We start from the raw sequence: 17,156 nt of genomic DNA, 5'->3' as shown, positions 1-17,156 counted from the left end.
GATATGGCCCCCTCTCGTCAAGTTAAGTGTAGCAACTCAACTTTAACCGATGAGGCCTTATCCTTCATCCCTTTTTTATTCAACTGTCCAAGATGTATTGTACTCCTACATAAGTGGAAACTTAAAGTTTGTGGAAGCACTTGAAAAAATTTGCTTTTGGTAGTATCATTTTCAGGGGCACTTATCCTTGCAGTAATTTCAGAAAGTACAATTTCGCAAACTGTGAAAGGAGTGAGCGGGCAAAACATTGCCAAAAATCTACTCTATCTTGTAATAAGGAGGAAATGCGAAGATGAAAAAAAGAATGTTGTCAGCACTGCTGGCTGCATCCATGGTGCTGACAATGGTCCCCGCAGCGTTTGCAGCGGATACTGTAAACGATATTCCGTGGAGCGGCGAAGGCGTATATAAACTGAGCAAAGATACTACCCTAAGAAGTGTGTACACCATCGACGCGGATACGAATACGGTCTATACCATTGATGTGGATACATACACCCTGAAGGTTGACACCTTGAAGGTGGGCCAAAACAGTGGTTTGACCATCAACAGCAGCAATGCGGCCACGGGCGGTGCCATTGAAGCGTCCGGTACCAGTGGAAAGATTACCTTTGAGGTAGATGGTTCGCTGGAACTGGGACCGAATGTGACCTTTAACAGCCCGATCGGCATTTATAAGCTGACCAAAGACACAGCGACGGTGCAGAGCGTAATGCCGCTGAGCCGTGCTGTTATGGAAGCGCAAAACAATGGTAAGGTTGTCATCAATGGCGGCACCTACACGCAGCCTGTGACAATTGGCCAAAGCCTGGAAGCCACCGTGCCGCAGAACACCGAAGTCGACGGCCAGATTGTCGTTGAAGACGGTGCTACCCTGACGGTGGAAGGCAGCGTTAAAACGCTTTCTGTTCAGGCGGGCGCAGCTGTAACAATTAATGGTAAGGTTGATGCGCTTACCCTGCCGGCCGACGTCAACGCTGCTGATATCACGATTGACGCAGGCGCGGAAATCGGCACCACTCAGGCGGGCGATATCGCCTCTATTTTGGTTGCTGTATATCCCAGTGGCGGAAACCACGGCACGGTAGAGATTTACTCGCTCAATGGAGATACCCAGTACAACGCTACAGATATGGGTGCGCTGGAAGGAAGCGACCCTGTCGGCAATTTGTACAGCGTACGCGCTGACACCAGCGCAAAGCTGGTGGTGAAGGTCACTCCGGATACTGGTTATCAGGTAGACAATGTAGTTGTTCAGCCTGGTCTTGTTGCCAGCGGTGAATACACCACCATGCAGTCGGAGGGCAATAACACATTTACCTGTGATATGCCGACTGGTGCAGTTGCATTGACCGTGCAGTATTCAGAAATGAGCAGCAGCTCCAGCGATGACCCCGGTACGTCCGGTGGCGGCGGTGGCGGCGGCGGTGCTGCCGGCGGCGATACTGAGACCCCGGGAACCGGCGAACAGCCGGCAGATCTTCCGTTTGGTGATGTTGCATCTTCGGCTTGGTATGCGGAAGCTGTACGTTATGTATACGAAAACGGCATGATGAACGGTATTTCGGCTAACTCCTTCGGCCCGAATGCAACGACGAACCGCGCGATGATCGTTACCATCCTGCACCGACTGGAGAATACACCGGCAGCTGCGTCTTCCAGCTTCACGGATGTTGTAGCAGGCTCCTATTATGCCGATGCGGTTAACTGGGCTGCTGCAAACGGTATTGTCAACGGTGTCAGCGAGACCAGCTTTGCACCGAATACTGCTGTAACCCGTGAGCAGATGGCGGCAATTCTGTACCGTTATGCACAGTACAAGGGTTACTCCGTAACGGCATCGAACAGCCTGACCGACTATGCAGATGCTTCTCAGATCAGCTCTTACGCAATCGCAGCAATGCAGTGGGCGAATGCGGAAGGCCTGATTACCGGCGTTACCAGCACAACGCTCAATCCTGCAGGCAATGCTACGCGCGCAGAGGTTGCTACTATTCTGATGCGTTTTTGCGAAAACATCGCAAAATAATAAAGGTGCAAGGATATTCCCGTATTGAGTACCGTTTTGTATCGCCTTGAGCGGTATAAATGGTATAAGATTTTAGCTATCCTTTCCAGAGGAGGGCAGCGCAGCGAAAGCGGCGCTGTCCCTCTTTTTTTATGAGAAGGGATAGAATAATCATGTGCATATAACTTGTAAGAAGGGGACGGGCTGAGTCCTGTCTTGAACCATAAAACCATTTGGCAGACATGAAAAATCTGCAATTTGAAAACCTGCAAAAAGGCATGAAAAAAGCAGCTTTTCCGAAGAAAAGCTGCTTTTCAGGTGGCAGCCGAAGAAGGATTCGAACCCTCACAAACAGAGTCAGAGTCTGTCGTGCTACCATTACACAATTCGGCTGTATTTTCTTTTTTTATCCTTGCGACTTGTATATTATACTATGTCGATACGCGAGTGTCAAGTGCTTTTTTACAAAAAAATATTTTTTTTCAGTAAAGGAGAGGCCAACCTTTTCAGGCTGGCCTCGAACAGCTTTTTTGACGGCTTATTTCCGGGAAGAGGCGGTGGTGTTGGTGATTTCATATCGCCGGTTGCGCAGCCAGAGAATTGCGTCGGCAGTAACCATCAGGACGTTCAGCAAATAAAGAAACAGAACCGCATCAAAATGGTAGAGCAGTTTATTTGCGATGCCTGCCAGATAGCCCAGAATAAGCACCAGAAGGAAGAACAGGCTTTTTCCTTGGGTGGAGCGGGATTTCCAGGAACGCACGATGGAAAAGGGCCATGCCGCCCCAAAGCACAGCAGCATCAGCGCTTCCAGGCCGCTCAATGCCGGTACACTCCTTTGATGGTGGTCTGATCGAGAATGTGTCCTTCCATCTGGCGGAACATCTCATGGAACCAGAAGCCGTTCTTCAGGTCTAGCAGGGTGTCCAGCGCATAGACATGCAGCTCGTAGGTATGAGGCTCATTGGGGGGAGCCATACCGCCGTAGCAGGCCGAGAGTTCAGGGCTCTGCTGTCCGCCCTGCATGCTCACCCAGCTGTTAAGACCCTGCACAAAATCCGCATTGGCCTGACTGTCGTTCTCCTCCAGCTTGGTGCGGGTGATGTTGGCCGCTACCCAGTGAATCCACGAAAAGCCGCCGCTGACGGGACAGGCGTCCTTATCCTCCAGAAAAAGCGCAAAGCTCTTGGTGCCCTCGGGGGCTTCGAGAATCTCCAGCGGCAGGGAGTAGGTGGGCACGCCGTTTTCGTTGTGATGCTCACCGTGTTTGCCAAAGCGATCCTCAATAACACCGTTTACAATACCATGACTGATTACCTTCATGGGAAAAACCTCCTTATGTTGTTTGACAGGATTATCATAACAGGGTTTTTCCGGAAGGTAAATTACCCACTTTTTTGTGGGTATCCGATTTTTTACAGCAGACCGCGTTCCCGGAGTGGTTCTTCCATCCCATGGCGCATCATGTAGTCGATGCCGATTTCCTGCATGATCTTCAGCGCTGCCAGAATCTGCTCTCCCTGAGGGCGGGTCAGGTAATATTCTGTCTTGAGAGGATAGCCGCCGGATACTTCTTTATCGACAAAGCCGAAAGCAGTCAGCTCTTTGAGATGCTCGAGCAGCATTTTCTGTGTGATGCCTTCAATATCCCGTTCCAATTGGGCCAGCGTGGTTTTTCCGAAGCGCAGACGCCACAAAATAATAGGCTTCCACTTACCTTTGATCATGTCATGCACCAGTTCCAGCGGACAAGTGTAGGTTTCTCGCAGCTTCATGTAGTTTCCCTCCCTTGATTCTCATGCTGTTTTTCGTCTATATTGAATGATTTTGCGCTGCCGGATTTAAAATGCCATCTGCGTAAGGGGAATTCTATCCTGTTCGGTGACGGGACGAATCGGGCGGCAAGGTGTGCCTGCTGCAACGACGCCGGCCGGAATGTCTCGAATGACCACACTGCCGGCTCCGATAACAGAGCCCTTTCCGATGGTTACGCCTCCGCAGACCACAGCGTTGGCGCCGATCCATACATCCTCCTCCAAGCGGATGGGCTTAGAGGTGCCGATGCCCTCGGAACGCTGACGGGCATCAATGGAGTGACCGGCGCAGCTGAGACACACGCCCGGGGCAATAAACGCGCCGGCTCCAATGTGGACAGGCGAGGTATCCAGAATGACGCAGTTATAGTTGATGACCGTAAGGCCATGGGTATGGATGTTAAATCCATAGTCACAGTGAAAGGTAGGCTCGATAAAGGTTAGCGGGTGGCAGGTGCCAAACAACTCGGTCAAAATAGCCTGCCGTTCCTGCTTTTGGTCAGGGGCAGAGCGATTGTATTCCCAGCAAAGACGCTGCGCCTTTTCTTTCAGTTCCGGCGGGATAGCGCGGTTCTGCGCTGCATATCCCTCCGGGGATTGTAAAATATTGCGAATTTCCACGTTGTTTTCTCTCTTTTCGTATGATAAGTCATGACCATAATGGAATAGTGGACAGCTGTGGCCGCCACAGGTAAAACAAAAACCGACTTGTCAAAACAAGTCGGTTTTACTTGGTGGAGACGGTGAGGATCGAACTCATGACCTCCACACTGCCAGTGTGGCGCTCTCCCAGCTGAGCTACGCCCCCATCAAACTGTCTGTCAAAAGGTTCTGACGACAAAATATATTATACGCAGGTTTGGTACATATGTCAAGAAGAAAATCCAATATCCTGCAATATTCTGCGGAAATTTTTCAAGCAAACAGCAAAACACCCGTGCGTGGAGAGGGCACGGGTGTTTCGCGTTTGTAGGAAAGGGATGTTTATCAATATGATGGAAATTCCGGCAGAGCCGGAAAGGCTTGCAGAAAATCAGCGCTGGATACGGCCTGAGCCATCGCCGCCGGCCAGCTTCTCTACCTCGGCAACGGTTACCATGTTGTAGTCGCCTTCGATGGAGTGCTTGAGTGCGGAAGCGGCAACCGCAAACTCAACTGCCTCCTGTGTGTTTTTGCCGGTTAGCAGGGCGTAAATCAGACCGCCGCCGAAAGAATCGCCGCCACCGACGCGGTCGATGATGTGCAGTTCATACTTCTTGGAGAAGCAGTACTCGTCGGACGCGACATCATACAGCATCGCGCTCCAACCGTTGTCGAATGCGGAGTGGGACTCGCGCAGGGTGATGGCAACCTTCTCAAAGCCGAACTTGTCCGCCAGCTGTTTGGCAACAGACTTGTAGCCTTCGCGGTTGATTTCGCCTGCGTAAATGTCGGTCGCCTCGGCTTCGATGCCGAATACGTCCTTGGCATCCTCCTCGTTGGAGATACACACGTCCACATACTGGCACAGCTCGGTCATCGCTTCGCGCGCCTGCTCGCGGGTCCACAGCTTGCCGCGGTAGTTCAGGTCACAGGAGATTTTCACACCATGCGCCTTAGCTGCCTGGCAGGCCTCGCGGCAGATGTCCACCACGTTTGCGCCCAGTGCCGGCGTGATGCCGGTGAAGTGGAACCAGTCCACGCCCTCAAAAATCTTGTTCCAGTCAAAATCAGCGGTGGTCGCTTCTTGAATCGCGGAGTGTGCGCGGTCATAGATGCAGACCGAGCCGCGCTGGGACGCGCCCTTCTCGTTGTAGTAGATGCCGACACGGTCACCGCCGCGGGTAATCATGCTGGTGTCTACACCGTAGCGGCGCAGGGAGTTGACTGCCGCCTGACCGATTGCATGTGCCGGCAGCTTGGTGACGTAGGCCGCATCCAGACCGTAGTTGGCCAGCGAAACGGCAACGTTGGCCTCGCCGCCGCCGAAGGTGAACTCCAGGTGGTCAGCCTGTACAAAACGCTCATAGTTGTACGGCTGCAGACGAACCATCAGCTCGCCGAAAGTAACGATTTTCATGTTGTTTCCTCCGTAATTGTGTTGTGATTACTGCTTGCTGACCAGATGAACCGCAAAGCCGCAGATTTCATCGGACAGATAGATGGCATTCAGGGTGCCGTCCGTCTTGTATTTGGCAGTGGTATCGTTAAAGACAATGCCGCGCGTCTCCAACTCGGCCTTGGCTGCCGCAACATCCGGCGTGCCGATAGCAATGTGACCGTTTTTGCCCATATACGGCTCCTTCATCAGCTCGATGTCGCCGGCGAAAAAGGAGCTGTTGCCTTCCTTGACCGAAAACCCGAACAGGGCCTGAAACAGTTCTGCGGCTTTTTGCGCCTCTTCCTTGTTTGCGGCGTTAATGCCAATGTGTGCGAGCGAATACTTAACCATTGCGCGCCTCTTTCACGATTTCGACCGACTTCTTGCACAGCTCGGTGATTTCGTCCCACTTGCCGTTGTCGATGAGGTCGGCGGTGACCATATACGAGCCGCCGCAGGCAGTGATGACCGGATTCTTCACATAGTCTGCGAGGTTTTTCAGCGAGATGCCGCCGGTCGGCATTACTTTAAACATCGGGAACGGTGCGCTCATGGCCTTGATTTTGGCAATGCCGCCGGACTGCTCGGCGGGGAAGAACTTGAGCACTTCCAGACCAAACTTGTAGGCGGTATGATAGTCGGTCGGGGTGGTGCAGCCGGGGAAGATCTGGATGCCGACCTTCTGGCAGTAAGCAACGATTTCGGGGTCCATGCCGGGGGTCACGATGAACTGCGCACCGGCGGCCATGGCCTCGTCGACCTGCGCGGTGGTGAGCACCGTGCCTGCGCCGACCAGCATTTCCGGGAAATTCTCGCGCATAGCCTTGATGGCGATGGCTGCGCCTGCCGCACGGAAGGTAACCTCTGCTACCGGCACGCCGCCTGCAATCAGGGCCTTTGCCAGCGGGATTGCGTCACGCTCGGGATGGTTGAGCTTGATGACCGGCACAACGCCGATGGACTGAATTTTGTTTTCCATTTCATTCATTGCGTTCTTCCTCCGTGTTTCGCATTATGAAATAATGTTTCATAAATTTGCTTGATGCTCTTATTATAAAGCTTTACCGTCAGATTGCAAGAGTTTTTCACAAACAATCTGTGCAAAGTTTCTCTTGTTTTTTTGGTGAAAATACATTAAAATGGAACAAAGTTTTATAATGCGGAACGAAAGGAGCCTCGTTATGGCAGAATCCTCGTCTGTGCAGTCGCTCGACCGTGCATTTGATTTACTGGAGCTGCTGTGCAAGAGCAGGAATGGAATGAGCATCGGCGCGTTGTCGGCCGCGACCGGCCTGCATAAAAGCACGGTGCACCGTTTGCTGTCGAGCATGTGCACGCGCGGCTATGTGCAGCGCGATACAGCGACCAGTATTTATCGTGCCGGTATGCGTTTGTGCGAACTGAGCAGTTTTATCATGGACAATCTGGATGTGGTGGAGCGTGCGCGCTTGCCGATGGAGCGTCTGAGCCGGGAAACCGAGGAGACGGTGCATCTGGTGATGCAGGAGGAGCGCGATATCGTTTATATTCATAAGGTGGAAAGCGACCGCGGCGCGATTCGCATGTTTTCGCGCATCGGTATGCGCCGACCGCTGTATTGTACGGGTGTAGGCAAGGCGATCCTTGCCACCTGGCCGGACAGCGAGGTGCATGCCCTCTGGCAGGAGAGCGACGTCAGGCCTTGGACGGCGCACACCATTGTGTCCGAGGATGCTTTTTTTCATGAGCTGGAGCGGGTGCGTCGGCTGGGCTATGCGCTGGATGATGAAGAAAATGAGCTGGGTGTGCGCTGCATTGCCGCCGCTATTCCGGACTATCGCGGCCGTGCGTCCTATGCGGTTTCGGTTTCCGCGCCAATCAGCCGCATGTCGGATGAGCGCATCGGATTGCTGCGCGGCCCGCTGCTGTCGGCATGTGATGAGATTGCGTCGGTCTTGGGCGGGAGCATGACCCGAATGTGACCAAGGCGTGGCCGGATGGGGTTTTCCGGCAAGGGAAGCAAGAACGGAGTGAAGCAATGGCAGTGACATTGTCGGAGATCGCCGCGCTGGCAGGCGTTTCGCGCGGCACGGTAGACCGTGCGCTCAATAACCGCGGACGTGTGGACCCCAAGGTGGCCGCGCGGGTACGGCGTATCGCGGTGGAAATGGGATATCGGCCCAACCGGGCGGGCAGGCTGCTGGCATTGGCCAAGCACCCCATTAAAATCGGTGTGATTGTGCAGTCGGTGGAAACCATGTTTATGAATATGGTGTATGAGGAGGCCAGACGTGCCTGCGCGCGCCTGACAAGCGCGGGCGCGGAGATATTGCTGCGCCCGTTGGAGGGGGTAGACGCTTCACGCCAACTCGATGCAATTGACGAGCTGGTTACACAAGGCGTAAACGGCCTTGCGGTAACGCCGGTTGAGGATGACGCGGTGCGCGCGCGCCTGCGGTCGCTGTCCGGTGAGATACCGGTGGTTACGTTTAACACGGATTTATCGGAATCCGGCCGTTTGTGCTATGTCGGATCGGATAATTATGCCTGCGGGCGCGCCTGTGCGGGTCTGATGAATCTGCTGCTTGCCGGGGACGGTGAGGTGCTGGTGGTGGCGGGACAGGAAAATAACCTGTCGCATCGGCAGCGGGTGGAAGGCTTTTGCGACGAAGCCGCGGCGCACTTTCCCGGTTTGAAGCTGTTGCCGCCCGAAACCTGTGGAGACGATCAGCGACTTGCGCATGATATTGTATGCCGAACCGTGCAGGAGCATCCGCAATTGCGCGGCATATATGTTTCAGTCAACGGACAGATTGGCGCATGCGACGCACTGCGTGAGTTGGGTTTACAGGGAAAGGTACATTTGATTTGCCATGACCTATCCGAGGTCAACGCGGAAAACATCCGCGCAGGGCTGATTGACTTCTTGATTGATCAGGATGCCCATTTGCAGGGCGTGCGGCCGATAGAGCTGCTGCTCGACTATCTGCTGGTGGGTGAAAAACCGGAAAGCGAGCGCATTTTGGCGCGGATTGATATTCGTAACCGGTACAATGTATAAGCACGGCAGTGAAGGAGGAATCGCGCATGATAGAACAGGTACAGCTGCCGCACGGTGTTCTGACCCATTTTGGCGTAGCCGAGGGACAGAAAAAGCCTGCGCTGGTGATCTGTCCGGGCGGTGGCTACGAATTTTGCTCGATTCGTGAGGGCGCGCCGGTTGCGCGGGCGTTTGCGCGGGACGGCATCGAGTCGTTTGTGTTGGAATATGACTGCACGGATGTGCCGCTGGGCAGGCAGCCGGTGCGAACGTTGTCCGCAGCGGTTGCATGGGTGCGGGAGAATGCCGCGCGCTTCGGGATAGATGCAAACCGTATCGCAGTCGGCGGTTTTTCTGCGGGTGCGCATCTGGCGGGCACGCTGGCGGCCGTTTGGAACAAACCGGACTGGTTTGACGCAGGCGCAGATCTTGCGCTGCACCGACCGTATGCGGCGGTGCTGGGATATCCGGTCGTAACCGCGGGTGAATATGCCCACCGCGGCAGCTTTGTACGTCTGGCAGGGGAGGATGCTGCGAGACAGCAGGCGTTTTCGCTGGAAAAGCTGGTGGATGCGGATACGCCGCCGATGTTTCTGTGGCATACGCTGACCGACGCGACCGTGTCGGTCGAGAATACGCTGCTGCTCGAGGCCGCGCTGCGCAAAGCGGGCGTGCCGCATGAGGTGCATCTGTTTCCGCATGGGGTGCACGGACTGGCGCTGGCGGATTTTGAAACCTATGACCCGGCGCGTGGTCGCCGCCCGGACCGGCATTTGGCCCGCTGGCAGGCACTGTGCGCAGAGTGGCTGAAGGAGTTATGACCATGGAAATACGACACACGCAGCGGTCGGACTTGCCGCTACTGCTTGAGATTTTTGCCCATGCGCGTCGATTTATGGCGGAAAACGGCAATCCGAACCAGTGGGGCGACCATACCCCCACACAACAGACGCTGGAGGAGGATATCGCCGCGGGACATAGCTATGTGTGCATACAGGATGGACGTATCGCAGCGACGTTTTTCCTCTCCACAGCGGGTGAGCCAACCTATCGGGTGATTCGAGAGGGAGCATGGCTGGACGACGCGCCTTACGGCGTGGTGCACCGTATCGCGGCGGCCGAGCAGGGACATGGCGCGGCGGCGTACTGTTTGGAGTGGTGTCTGGAGCGGTGCGGCAACATCCGCATTGACACACATCGGGACAACAAGCCAATGCAGCGGCTGCTTCAACGACTGGGCTATACTTACTGCGGACGGATTGATTTGGAGAACGGACGCGGCGAACGGCTGGCATTTCAAAAACGGCTGAAAAAGGCCTAACAATAAACCATCTCGAAAAAGAGATGGTTTTCTTTTTGATAAAATGAAAGATTGACTTTAATAAAATTAAAGTATATACTGAAGATACCGAAAGGAGGTGGGTGCATGGCAATTGAGGTGATCCCCGGCTGGATGGCGCAGCTGGAGGAAGAGGACGTGGCGTTTATCAAGCGGTTTGTGCTTGCGTCCGGGTCGCTCAAGCAGATGGCGGGTGAATACGGCGTGACTTACCCGACCGTGCGCCTGCGGCTTGACCGGCTGATTCAGAAAATTGAGCTGGGCGAGCGGGAGGATGAGGACCCGTATGTTGCACTCATCAAGCGACTGGCGGTGAATGATAAGCTGGATTTTGATACCGCGAAGATTTTGATTCACGAATACAAAAAGCGCCGCGCGGACGGCGCGGCGAATGGGTAGTGAGGTGCGTTTGTATGGCAAAACTCGATACGATGGCAATTGTGGTGACTGCAATCAACCTGTGTCTGTGGCTTGCGATTCTGGCGGGGCTTATCGCGTTGCAGGCATGGTTGTCGCGGCGCAAGGCGTGGTGGCCGGGGCTGGTGATGCCGGTGTGCACGCTGCCGGGCGTGCTGCTCGTGCTGCCTAACATATGGCTTAACGTGCTGTCGCAAGGAGTACCCGCGTGGCAGATGCTATTGGTACTGCTGCTCTGCCTGCTGCCAACCGCTGTGCTGCTGGCCATCTATTTTCTGTGCCGCCGCGGCCAAAAACGCAAAAAGCAGCTTGATAAGATGAACATACAGGATCTATAAGGAGGAAAAGGCAACATGGTACTTCCATTTCGTATTTTGATGGTGGTGTTGCTGCTCACAGCGGTTATCGCCCTACAAGTGTTCCTGTCACGTCGCAAGGCGTGGTGGCCGGGATTGGTGCTTCCTGCGATAGAAGTGGCTTATTCCATTTTTGCAATTGTTTCTGCCATTGTCGGATATTATGAGGTATATGGCAAGGGCGTGCCTGTGACTGCTTCGCTCATCCGTGACACATTTTTAGCGTTTGTGCAGTGTAACATTCTGACGCTGGTGCTGCTGGCAATTTATTTTGTCTGCCGTCACGGACAAAAACGCAAAAAGCAGCTTGACAAGATGAACATACAGGATTTATAAGGAAAACAAAACCGCCGTTTCGGACAGACGCATCCAAACGGCGGTAATTTTGTTATGCTTCGGGCAACGCTCTGCGGCGTGCGGGCGACAGATAGCCGCCAACAGCGGCAATCATTTCTCTGGAAGCGACAACTTTATCGGCAAGCGTTACAATCCATGCAATGCGCGTACGCGGCATGGCTGCAAGAGGAAACATGTGCCGCGCGATGGCGTCGCACTCTTTGGCTGAAAGGCCGAACATACATCTGGCGCGCTCTGCTGCAATATGTCCATGTACAAAGGCGTGCATGCGCATAATGCGCTGCAAACCGGAATACCGATGCAGGTAGCGACGGAATAAATCTCCGCGCCAGTCATAGCCGAAAAAGTCATGCAGCAGCGCTGCACGGACAACAGAAGCGGTCTCATCCTCGGACAGACGCATCCGACGGGCAATGGCATAGGCCGCCTCCGCTACGGCAACCGAGTGGTCGTATACCGAATTTTCGGCGCCGTGATGTTCAAACAAACGCAGCTGCTGAAAGCGTGGATGCTCCAGAATATGCCCCACGAGCTGCTGAATCTCGCTGTCCAATGGACTCACCCCTTTCGTTCATTTCTGTCTCTATTATATGCCGCAGGCTGCACAAAAACAATGGGTAAATTGTTACATTATTGTGACATTTTACTTGTACGGTTCGAGCAGCCGTCGGGTGACATGCCGATGCAGTACGATTGCGGCGGCAAGGCCGACAGCTTCAGCCAGCAGAAAAGCAAACCAGACAGCGGTAAGGCTCAGTCGGGAGAGCAGCACCGCCGCGGGCAAAATGACAATGAGCTGGCGTGTCAGCGCGACCCAGAGCGATTCGCTGCCGCGTCCCAGCCCCTGCATGCAGCCGGACAGAATGACCGACGCGCCCGCAAAGCAAAACGAGAGGGAGATGATGCGGATGGCGGGCACACCGATGGAAAGCATGGCGTCCGATGCGTCGAACAGACGAAGCAGCGGCACGGGTATCAGCTCAAACAGCACGGTACCCGCGGCCATGATGCCGACAGCGAGATACAGCGCATAGCGCGTGATGCGCTCGATGCGGCGGCGTTTTTTCGCGCCGAAATTGTAACCAACCATCGGAATGAGCGCGTTATTGAGGCCATAAATCGGCATGAACAGAAAGTTTTGCAGCTTGTAATACACGCCGTAAAAGCTGACGGCGGTTTGGGAAAACGGCATTAGGATACGGTTCAGGCCGACGGTCAGAATGCTCAGCAGTGACTGCTGCACCGCTGCGGGCAGGCCGATTCGCACGATTTCGCCAAGGATGCCGCCGTCTGGCCGGAAACCGCGCACATGCAGGCGGACGTCATGGTTGAAGCGCACGTTGATGAAAAAGCCGATGCCCATGGCGATGATTTGGGACAGGACAGTGGCAAGCGCCGCGCCTGTCGTGCCGAGGGTGGGAAAGCCCAGCAGGCCAAAAATCATAATCGGGTCGAGGATGCAGTTGAGTACGGCGCCGATGAGCTGCGTGACCATGTGATAGACCGTGTTGCCGGTCGCCTGCATCAGTCGCTCGGCTACGAATAGCAGAAACACGCCGCACGAGGCAACCGTGACCACCGTCACATAGCTGGTACCCATGTCGATGACAGCGGGTACGTCGGTGAACAGCGTGATAAAACCGCGTCCGAACAGCATGCCGAGCACGGCAAACACCAGCCAGAAACACACGGACAAAAATACGCCGTTGACAGCAACCGCATTGGCTTCCTCCTGCTTTTTCTGTCCCAGCCGCCGCGACAGCAGCGCGTTGACGCCCACGCCTGTGCCGGTCGCGACCGCAATCATCAAAAGCTGCACCGGAAAGGCGAGGGAGACAGCGGTCAGCGCGTCCTCGCTGATACGTGCGACGAACGCACTGTCGACAATGTTATAGAGGGCCTGTACCAGCATGGACAGCATAATAGGGAAGGACATCGTGATAATCAGCCGCCCTTCCGGCATGGTGCCCATCTTGTTTTCCGACGCCATCAAATCACCTCGATTCTGTTTCTATCATACCAGAAAACGCGCAAACACAAAAGACCTGCCTTGGCAGGTCTTTTTCACTTGTGTTATAGTGCAACCGGCGTGTCGAGCACCATCTGCCGGTAGGACAGCTCCTCAAACCCCAGCATGCGATAGAGCGCCGCGGCGCGGGGGTTGTTTTCGGTCACTTCCAGCCGGTAGCGGGCGGCGGTGTTGTATTTTTCATGTACCGCGGCAATCATTTTGCTGCCCACGCCTCTGCCGCGCAGCGTCTCGTCCACCATCAGTTCCTCCAGCCAGACACACAGACCGCCCGCCTCGTTCGACCACGTCAGCGCCAGCAGGCAGTAGGCCATCGGCCGACCGTCTTCCTCGGCAATCAGGCAGTCGGCATACGGACTGCCGTGCAGCAGCAGCTCAAAGGTGCGTTCCGCGTTCTGCGCGGGAATTTCGTGGCAGACGGCAGGCGAGTGGTAAAACGCCTGCACGCTGCGGATAAAGTAATCGCGGTCGCTCGGTTGTATCGACCGGATAAGCATAGTAAAACCTCCTGTTCCCGCAAAAAGCGCCGTACAGCGGTATGGATCCATGGTGTAGGTAGGACGCTTTCCGTTCAGCTTATCCTACAAAGTGCAGCAGGGTTTCCACGTCCTTGCGCTTGGGGCAAATCGGCTGCTCTGCCGGATGACCAATGGCAATCAGCGCAGCGACCGTTTGCTCCTCGGGCAGCGCCAGCACACTGCGTACCTTGTTTTCGTCAAAAATACCCATAATGACCGTGCCCAGCCCCAGCGCATGGGCCGCCAGACAGAAGGTTTGCGCGGCAACGCCCGCGTCAAACGATTGCCAGTGTGTGCCCTGTGCAGTGGAAAACGAGCCGTCCCGCTCATAACCCGAACGGCCGGTCAGCGCGGTCAGAACAACCAGTGCCGGGGCATGCGATGTCGTTTTCTGGTTGTATGTAAAATCCATCATACATTCATCTGCCAGTCGCTGCTTTTTCTGGGGATCCGTGACCACGGTATAGCGTGCGATTTGTGTGTTCTTCCAGCTCGGCGCATATGCCGCCGCTGCGACGATCTGCTCTATCAGCGCTCGCTCAATTGGTTGTTCCGTGAATTTGCGGACGCTGCGGCGCGTTTTGATACATTCCAATGCTTCCATATGCGTTAACTCCTTTTGCAGTTTGAATGGTTTCATTGTAGCAAAAGCACATCGTATATGCAACCAAATATCACAAAAATACAACCCGAATAAAACAGTTAATTCGTGCGGTCTTCCAGCACTTTGATGCAATACCGACGGGTACGCGGGCCGTCAAATTCACAGAAGTAGACGCCCTGCCATGTGCCGAGCAGTGGACGGCCGTCCTCAATCAGCACGGTCTGGCTGGCGCCGACGCAGCTTGCCCTCAGGTGCGCGGCCGAGTTGCCTCCGCGTGGAGGAACTGCGGTCGGTGTGCAGGGTAAATTCCTTGGCTTTCTTACTCATTCACTCCTGTTTTCGTGCAGATAGGTGGCTTCCAGATCGGACAGATGCAGCTTGACTGCAAGCGGGTATTTCTCATACGCATGCGCCAGCGCAAAGCTGCCACCACGCACCGAATCGTCAAACCCGCCCATGTGCCAGCGCACCGCCATAGCCTCTTCGGTTTTCAGACGCAGAAAGCGCTCGATGAGGTAGACGGATTTTTCACCGTGTCCGTAGGGAAACTGGTCGTCGATGGCATAAACCGGCACCTTTTCCCATTCGCCGTGGTCGTTCTTGCGGTTGCGCAGCTCGGTTTTGTAAAAGCCGGCTTTGCACAGGTCGTGCAGGAGCGAAACAAGCGTAAAGCTCTCCAGATTGTCGGTTTCCGGATTGTAATGCTTGGAAATCAGCACGTTATAGACGTTGAGTGAGTGGTCGAGCAGACCGCCTTCGTAGGCCGCATGGAAGCGGGTGGACGCAGGCGCGGTGAAAAAGTCGGTCGACTCCATCCACGCGAGCAGCTTATCCGCGCCCGGTCGGTGGATGTTTTTCTGATAGGTTTCGATAAAGAGTTCTTTATTGGTCATTTTGTTCCTCCATTCGGGCGCGGGCGTGTGCCAACAGCGCCTGCCGCGTGTTGTCCAGCGTGCCGTCCACCACGGCCTCGAGCAGGCTGTGCAGCATTGCACCGACTGCGGGGCCGCGCAGGCCGAGCGCTATCATATCGGTTCCGTTCACCGCCAGCTGCCGCAGCGACAGACAGGCGTCCTGCGCGAGCGCGGTATTCATCCGCCGCTCGGTTTCCCATAGCGCCGCGACGTTTTCCGGGTGTGTCCCCTGTCCGACCGCATCGCCCTTCTTGATTGCCAGCAGGTCGCGGAAACGCGCCTGACCGATTTGTGCCAGACGGCGGCGCACCAGCTTGTCGTTGTCGCCCAGCGGGCGGTCGTGCTGCTCGACCAGCAGCAGGATACGTGTCGTTTGCTCACTGGAAAAGCGCAGACGGCGCATAAGCGATGCCGCGATATCGCGGCTCACCCCCGGGTGGCCGTAAAAATGGCCGACACCGTTCTCATCCACGGTTTTGCAGGCGGGTTTGCCGCAGTCGTGCAGCAGCATTGCCCAACGCAAACAGGGTTCGGCGGGCACTTGCCCGACCGCGCGGGCGCTGTGCTCCCAGACGTCATATAGATGATAGGGATTTTGTTGTGCGCAGCCCACCATCGGGGCAAGCTCGGGCAGCACTGCGGTCAAAATGTCGGGAAAATCCCGTAGCGCATGTATCACAAACCGACCGCACAGCATGCCGGTCAGCTCTTCACGGATGCGCTCGGCTGCAACGCAGGCCACTTGCCCGACCTGCCGCCGCATGGCAGCCGCGGTTTGCGTCTCCACCGCAAAGCCCAGCTGCGACGCAAAGCGTACGCCGCGCAGGATGCGCAGCGCGTCCTCCTGAAAGCGGGCATCCGGATCGCCCACCGCGCGCAGTATGCCATCCTGCAAATCATCCAGCCCGCGAAACGGGTCGCACAGGCCGCGGGCTGGGTGCCATGCCATCGCGCCGACGGTGAAATCCCGCCGCGCAAGGTCGGCGGTCATGTCGGGCACAAAGCGCACCCCGTCCGGATGCCGTCCGTCCGAATAGCTGCCGTCCGCGCGAAAAGTGGTGATTTCCAGCGGTCCGCCGTCGGTCAGTACGGTCAGCGTGCCGTGCTTTAGACCGGTTTCGAGCACCCGCTCGCCTGCGAATACTGCCTGCATTTGGGCGGGTTTGGCGGCGGTACATAAATCCCAGTCGTGCGGCGCCGCGCCGCGCAGACTGTCGCGCACGCAGCCGCCGACCACCCATGTCTCATATCCTGCATTCTCCAGACACGCGATGGCGCGCGCAGCATGTGCGGGCAGGGAGATCACGAGCCGCTCCTCTTCTGCCGCAGTTTATAGGAGGTGCCGTCCGGATTGAGAACCACCGTGTTATCCAGCTGCGCTTTGAGACTTTGGCGGAAGCTCGCAACATATTCCGCGCGCAGCGCCTGCTGCTCGGCTTTTTCCTCCTCGGTCAGTCCTTCGGCTTTGGCTTTTTTGGCAAGCGCGTTGATGCGCGCGATTTTTTCATCGGTCATAACCGTATTCCTCCGTCAGATTTGAATATGCCTTTATTATAGCAAACGGCGTGCGCAAAGTCGAGCAAAGGATGTGCTGTAGGAGTACAATACATCTTGGACAGTTGAATAAAAAAGGGATGAAGGATAAGGCCTCATCGGTTAAAGTTGAGTTGCTACACTTAACTTGACGAGAGGGGGCCATAT

Annotated in this window: 22 protein-coding genes, 2 tRNA genes and 1 pseudogene; 8 read left to right on the top strand and 17 right to left on the bottom strand. The window is 55.5% G+C overall.

The window, feature by feature from the left end; genetic code table 11:
• The first annotated feature begins 292 nt into the window (after positions 1-292).
• A complete protein-coding gene (locus ACTQ3V_RS13625; RefSeq protein ID WP_441468001.1) occupies positions 293-2,029 on the top strand; it encodes an S-layer homology domain-containing protein in 1,737 nt (578 codons plus the stop codon).
• Between the two features lie 298 nt (positions 2,030-2,327).
• Here the strand turns inward: ACTQ3V_RS13625 and ACTQ3V_RS13620 are convergent.
• The 9 genes from ACTQ3V_RS13620 to eda form a co-directional block, all read right to left on the bottom strand.
• Positions 2,328-2,401, bottom strand: a tRNA-Gln gene (locus tag ACTQ3V_RS13620).
• 145 nt (positions 2,402-2,546) lie between these two features.
• Complete coding sequence (locus ACTQ3V_RS13615) at positions 2,547-2,831, bottom strand: hypothetical protein (RefSeq protein WP_441468000.1); 285 nt, start codon at positions 2,829-2,831, stop codon at positions 2,547-2,549.
• Positions 2,828-3,331: a YbhB/YbcL family Raf kinase inhibitor-like protein gene (locus ACTQ3V_RS13610; RefSeq protein ID WP_441467999.1), complete on the bottom strand. Its 504-nt coding sequence runs from the start codon at positions 3,329-3,331 to the stop codon at positions 2,828-2,830. The genes ACTQ3V_RS13615 and ACTQ3V_RS13610 overlap by 4 nt, the downstream gene beginning before the upstream one ends.
• Before the next feature lie 92 nt (positions 3,332-3,423).
• The gene (locus ACTQ3V_RS13605; protein WP_441467998.1) at positions 3,424-3,783 is read right to left on the bottom strand and encodes a winged helix-turn-helix transcriptional regulator; all 360 of its coding nucleotides are present in this window, start codon (positions 3,781-3,783) and stop codon (positions 3,424-3,426) included.
• 66 nt (positions 3,784-3,849) lie between these two features.
• A complete protein-coding gene (locus tag ACTQ3V_RS13600; RefSeq protein WP_441467997.1) occupies positions 3,850-4,443 on the bottom strand; it encodes a sugar O-acetyltransferase in 594 nt (197 codons plus the stop codon).
• A gap of 111 nt (positions 4,444-4,554) precedes the next feature.
• A tRNA-Ala gene (locus ACTQ3V_RS13595) sits at positions 4,555-4,630 on the bottom strand.
• A gap of 225 nt (positions 4,631-4,855) precedes the next feature.
• Positions 4,856-5,881 carry a PfkB family carbohydrate kinase gene (locus ACTQ3V_RS13590; RefSeq protein WP_441467996.1) on the bottom strand — a complete coding sequence of 342 codons (1,026 nt, stop codon included), beginning with the start codon at positions 5,879-5,881 and terminating at the stop codon, positions 4,856-4,858.
• A gap of 27 nt (positions 5,882-5,908) precedes the next feature.
• Complete coding sequence (locus ACTQ3V_RS13585; protein ID WP_441467995.1) at positions 5,909-6,253, bottom strand: VOC family protein; 345 nt, start codon at positions 6,251-6,253, stop codon at positions 5,909-5,911.
• Positions 6,246-6,890: a bifunctional 4-hydroxy-2-oxoglutarate aldolase/2-dehydro-3-deoxy-phosphogluconate aldolase gene (gene eda, locus ACTQ3V_RS13580; RefSeq protein WP_441467994.1), complete on the bottom strand. Its 645-nt coding sequence runs from the start codon at positions 6,888-6,890 to the stop codon at positions 6,246-6,248. The genes ACTQ3V_RS13585 and eda overlap by 8 nt, the downstream gene beginning before the upstream one ends.
• Before the next feature lie 193 nt (positions 6,891-7,083).
• On the opposite strand from eda, the gene ACTQ3V_RS13575 reads away from it, so the two are divergent.
• The 7 genes from ACTQ3V_RS13575 (at position 7,084) to ACTQ3V_RS13545 (ending at position 11,369) form a co-directional block, all read left to right on the top strand.
• Positions 7,084-7,863 carry an IclR family transcriptional regulator gene (locus tag ACTQ3V_RS13575; protein ID WP_441467993.1) on the top strand — a complete coding sequence of 260 codons (780 nt, stop codon included), beginning with the start codon at positions 7,084-7,086 and terminating at the stop codon, positions 7,861-7,863.
• A gap of 56 nt (positions 7,864-7,919) precedes the next feature.
• Entirely contained in the window at positions 7,920-8,942 is a 1,023-nt protein-coding gene (locus ACTQ3V_RS13570; RefSeq protein ID WP_441467992.1) for a LacI family DNA-binding transcriptional regulator, read from the top strand.
• Positions 8,943-8,968: 26 nt separating this feature from the next.
• Entirely contained in the window at positions 8,969-9,742 is a 774-nt protein-coding gene (locus ACTQ3V_RS13565) for an alpha/beta hydrolase (RefSeq protein WP_441467991.1), read from the top strand.
• Between the two features lie 2 nt (positions 9,743-9,744).
• Positions 9,745-10,242: a GNAT family N-acetyltransferase gene (locus ACTQ3V_RS13560; RefSeq protein WP_441467990.1), complete on the top strand. Its 498-nt coding sequence runs from the start codon at positions 9,745-9,747 to the stop codon at positions 10,240-10,242.
• 105 nt (positions 10,243-10,347) lie between these two features.
• Positions 10,348-10,659 (top strand): DUF2089 family protein, encoded by a 312-nt coding sequence (locus ACTQ3V_RS13555; protein WP_441467989.1) that lies wholly within the window; start codon positions 10,348-10,350, stop codon positions 10,657-10,659.
• A gap of 14 nt (positions 10,660-10,673) precedes the next feature.
• The gene (locus tag ACTQ3V_RS13550; RefSeq protein ID WP_441467988.1) at positions 10,674-11,015 is read left to right on the top strand and encodes a hypothetical protein; all 342 of its coding nucleotides are present in this window, start codon (positions 10,674-10,676) and stop codon (positions 11,013-11,015) included.
• Between the two features lie 15 nt (positions 11,016-11,030).
• Positions 11,031-11,369, top strand: coding sequence for a hypothetical protein (locus ACTQ3V_RS13545; protein ID WP_441467987.1), 339 nt, complete (start codon positions 11,031-11,033; stop codon positions 11,367-11,369).
• Positions 11,370-11,421: 52 nt separating this feature from the next.
• Here ACTQ3V_RS13545 and ACTQ3V_RS13540 read toward each other — a convergent pair whose 3' ends face one another.
• From ACTQ3V_RS13540 to ACTQ3V_RS13505, 8 genes and pseudogenes are all read right to left on the bottom strand, one after another.
• Positions 11,422-11,943, bottom strand: a complete 522-nt coding sequence (locus tag ACTQ3V_RS13540) for an HD domain-containing protein (protein WP_441467986.1) — start codon at positions 11,941-11,943, stop codon at positions 11,422-11,424.
• A 90-nt stretch (positions 11,944-12,033) separates the two neighbouring features.
• Positions 12,034-13,380, bottom strand: coding sequence for an MATE family efflux transporter (locus ACTQ3V_RS13535; protein WP_441467985.1), 1,347 nt, complete (start codon positions 13,378-13,380; stop codon positions 12,034-12,036).
• Positions 13,381-13,463: 83 nt separating this feature from the next.
• Positions 13,464-13,916 carry a GNAT family N-acetyltransferase gene (locus tag ACTQ3V_RS13530; protein ID WP_441467984.1) on the bottom strand — a complete coding sequence of 151 codons (453 nt, stop codon included), beginning with the start codon at positions 13,914-13,916 and terminating at the stop codon, positions 13,464-13,466.
• A gap of 79 nt (positions 13,917-13,995) precedes the next feature.
• The gene (locus ACTQ3V_RS13525; protein WP_441467983.1) at positions 13,996-14,541 is read right to left on the bottom strand and encodes a nitroreductase family protein; all 546 of its coding nucleotides are present in this window, start codon (positions 14,539-14,541) and stop codon (positions 13,996-13,998) included.
• Positions 14,542-14,639: 98 nt separating this feature from the next.
• Positions 14,640-14,810: pseudogene (locus tag ACTQ3V_RS13520) on the bottom strand (secondary thiamine-phosphate synthase enzyme YjbQ); the annotation flags it as partial.
• 54 nt (positions 14,811-14,864) lie between these two features.
• A complete protein-coding gene (locus ACTQ3V_RS13515) occupies positions 14,865-15,434 on the bottom strand; it encodes a hydrolase (RefSeq protein ID WP_441467982.1) in 570 nt (189 codons plus the stop codon).
• The gene (locus ACTQ3V_RS13510) at positions 15,424-16,761 is read right to left on the bottom strand and encodes a CCA tRNA nucleotidyltransferase (protein WP_441467981.1); all 1,338 of its coding nucleotides are present in this window, start codon (positions 16,759-16,761) and stop codon (positions 15,424-15,426) included. Before ACTQ3V_RS13510 ends, ACTQ3V_RS13515 begins: the two co-directional genes overlap by 11 nt.
• On the bottom strand, positions 16,758-16,970 hold the full coding sequence (locus ACTQ3V_RS13505) for a DUF896 domain-containing protein (protein WP_441467980.1): 213 nt from the start codon (positions 16,968-16,970) through the stop codon (positions 16,758-16,760). Before ACTQ3V_RS13505 ends, ACTQ3V_RS13510 begins: the two co-directional genes overlap by 4 nt.
• Between the last annotated feature and the right edge of the window lie 186 nt (positions 16,971-17,156).

This window comes from Candidatus Agathobaculum pullicola, from assembly GCF_052117205.1.
Taxonomy (GTDB): domain Bacteria; phylum Bacillota; class Clostridia; order Oscillospirales; family Butyricicoccaceae; genus Agathobaculum; species Agathobaculum pullicola.
This window is presented reverse-complemented; position numbering and strand designations above follow the sequence as displayed.

Bases quoted from the DNA above. Each gene is read 5' to 3' on its own strand.
- ACTQ3V_RS13625 (WP_441468001.1), top strand. From the start codon at position 293: ATGAAAAAAAGAATGTTGTCAGCACTGCTGGCTGCATCCATGGTGCTG.
- ACTQ3V_RS13610 (WP_441467999.1), bottom strand. From the start codon at position 3,331: ATGAAGGTAATCAGTCATGGTATTGTAAACGGTGTTATTGAGGATCGC.
- ACTQ3V_RS13605 (WP_441467998.1), bottom strand. From the start codon at position 3,783: ATGAAGCTGCGAGAAACCTACACTTGTCCGCTGGAACTGGTGCATGAC.
- ACTQ3V_RS13590 (WP_441467996.1), bottom strand. From the start codon at position 5,881: ATGAAAATCGTTACTTTCGGCGAGCTGATGGTTCGTCTGCAGCCGTAC.
- ACTQ3V_RS13585 (WP_441467995.1), bottom strand. From the start codon at position 6,253: ATGGTTAAGTATTCGCTCGCACACATTGGCATTAACGCCGCAAACAAG.
- eda (WP_441467994.1), bottom strand. From the start codon at position 6,890: ATGAATGAAATGGAAAACAAAATTCAGTCCATCGGCGTTGTGCCGGTC.
- ACTQ3V_RS13575 (WP_441467993.1), top strand. From the start codon at position 7,084: ATGGCAGAATCCTCGTCTGTGCAGTCGCTCGACCGTGCATTTGATTTA.
- ACTQ3V_RS13570 (WP_441467992.1), top strand. From the start codon at position 7,920: ATGGCAGTGACATTGTCGGAGATCGCCGCGCTGGCAGGCGTTTCGCGC.
- ACTQ3V_RS13565 (WP_441467991.1), top strand. From the start codon at position 8,969: ATGATAGAACAGGTACAGCTGCCGCACGGTGTTCTGACCCATTTTGGC.
- ACTQ3V_RS13560 (WP_441467990.1), top strand. From the start codon at position 9,745: ATGGAAATACGACACACGCAGCGGTCGGACTTGCCGCTACTGCTTGAG.
- ACTQ3V_RS13555 (WP_441467989.1), top strand. From the start codon at position 10,348: ATGGCAATTGAGGTGATCCCCGGCTGGATGGCGCAGCTGGAGGAAGAG.
- ACTQ3V_RS13550 (WP_441467988.1), top strand. From the start codon at position 10,674: ATGGCAAAACTCGATACGATGGCAATTGTGGTGACTGCAATCAACCTG.
- ACTQ3V_RS13545 (WP_441467987.1), top strand. From the start codon at position 11,031: ATGGTACTTCCATTTCGTATTTTGATGGTGGTGTTGCTGCTCACAGCG.
- ACTQ3V_RS13535 (WP_441467985.1), bottom strand. From the start codon at position 13,380: ATGGCGTCGGAAAACAAGATGGGCACCATGCCGGAAGGGCGGCTGATT.
- ACTQ3V_RS13530 (WP_441467984.1), bottom strand. From the start codon at position 13,916: ATGCTTATCCGGTCGATACAACCGAGCGACCGCGATTACTTTATCCGC.
- ACTQ3V_RS13525 (WP_441467983.1), bottom strand. From the start codon at position 14,541: ATGGAAGCATTGGAATGTATCAAAACGCGCCGCAGCGTCCGCAAATTC.
- ACTQ3V_RS13515 (WP_441467982.1), bottom strand. From the start codon at position 15,434: ATGACCAATAAAGAACTCTTTATCGAAACCTATCAGAAAAACATCCAC.
- ACTQ3V_RS13505 (WP_441467980.1), bottom strand. From the start codon at position 16,970: ATGACCGATGAAAAAATCGCGCGCATCAACGCGCTTGCCAAAAAAGCC.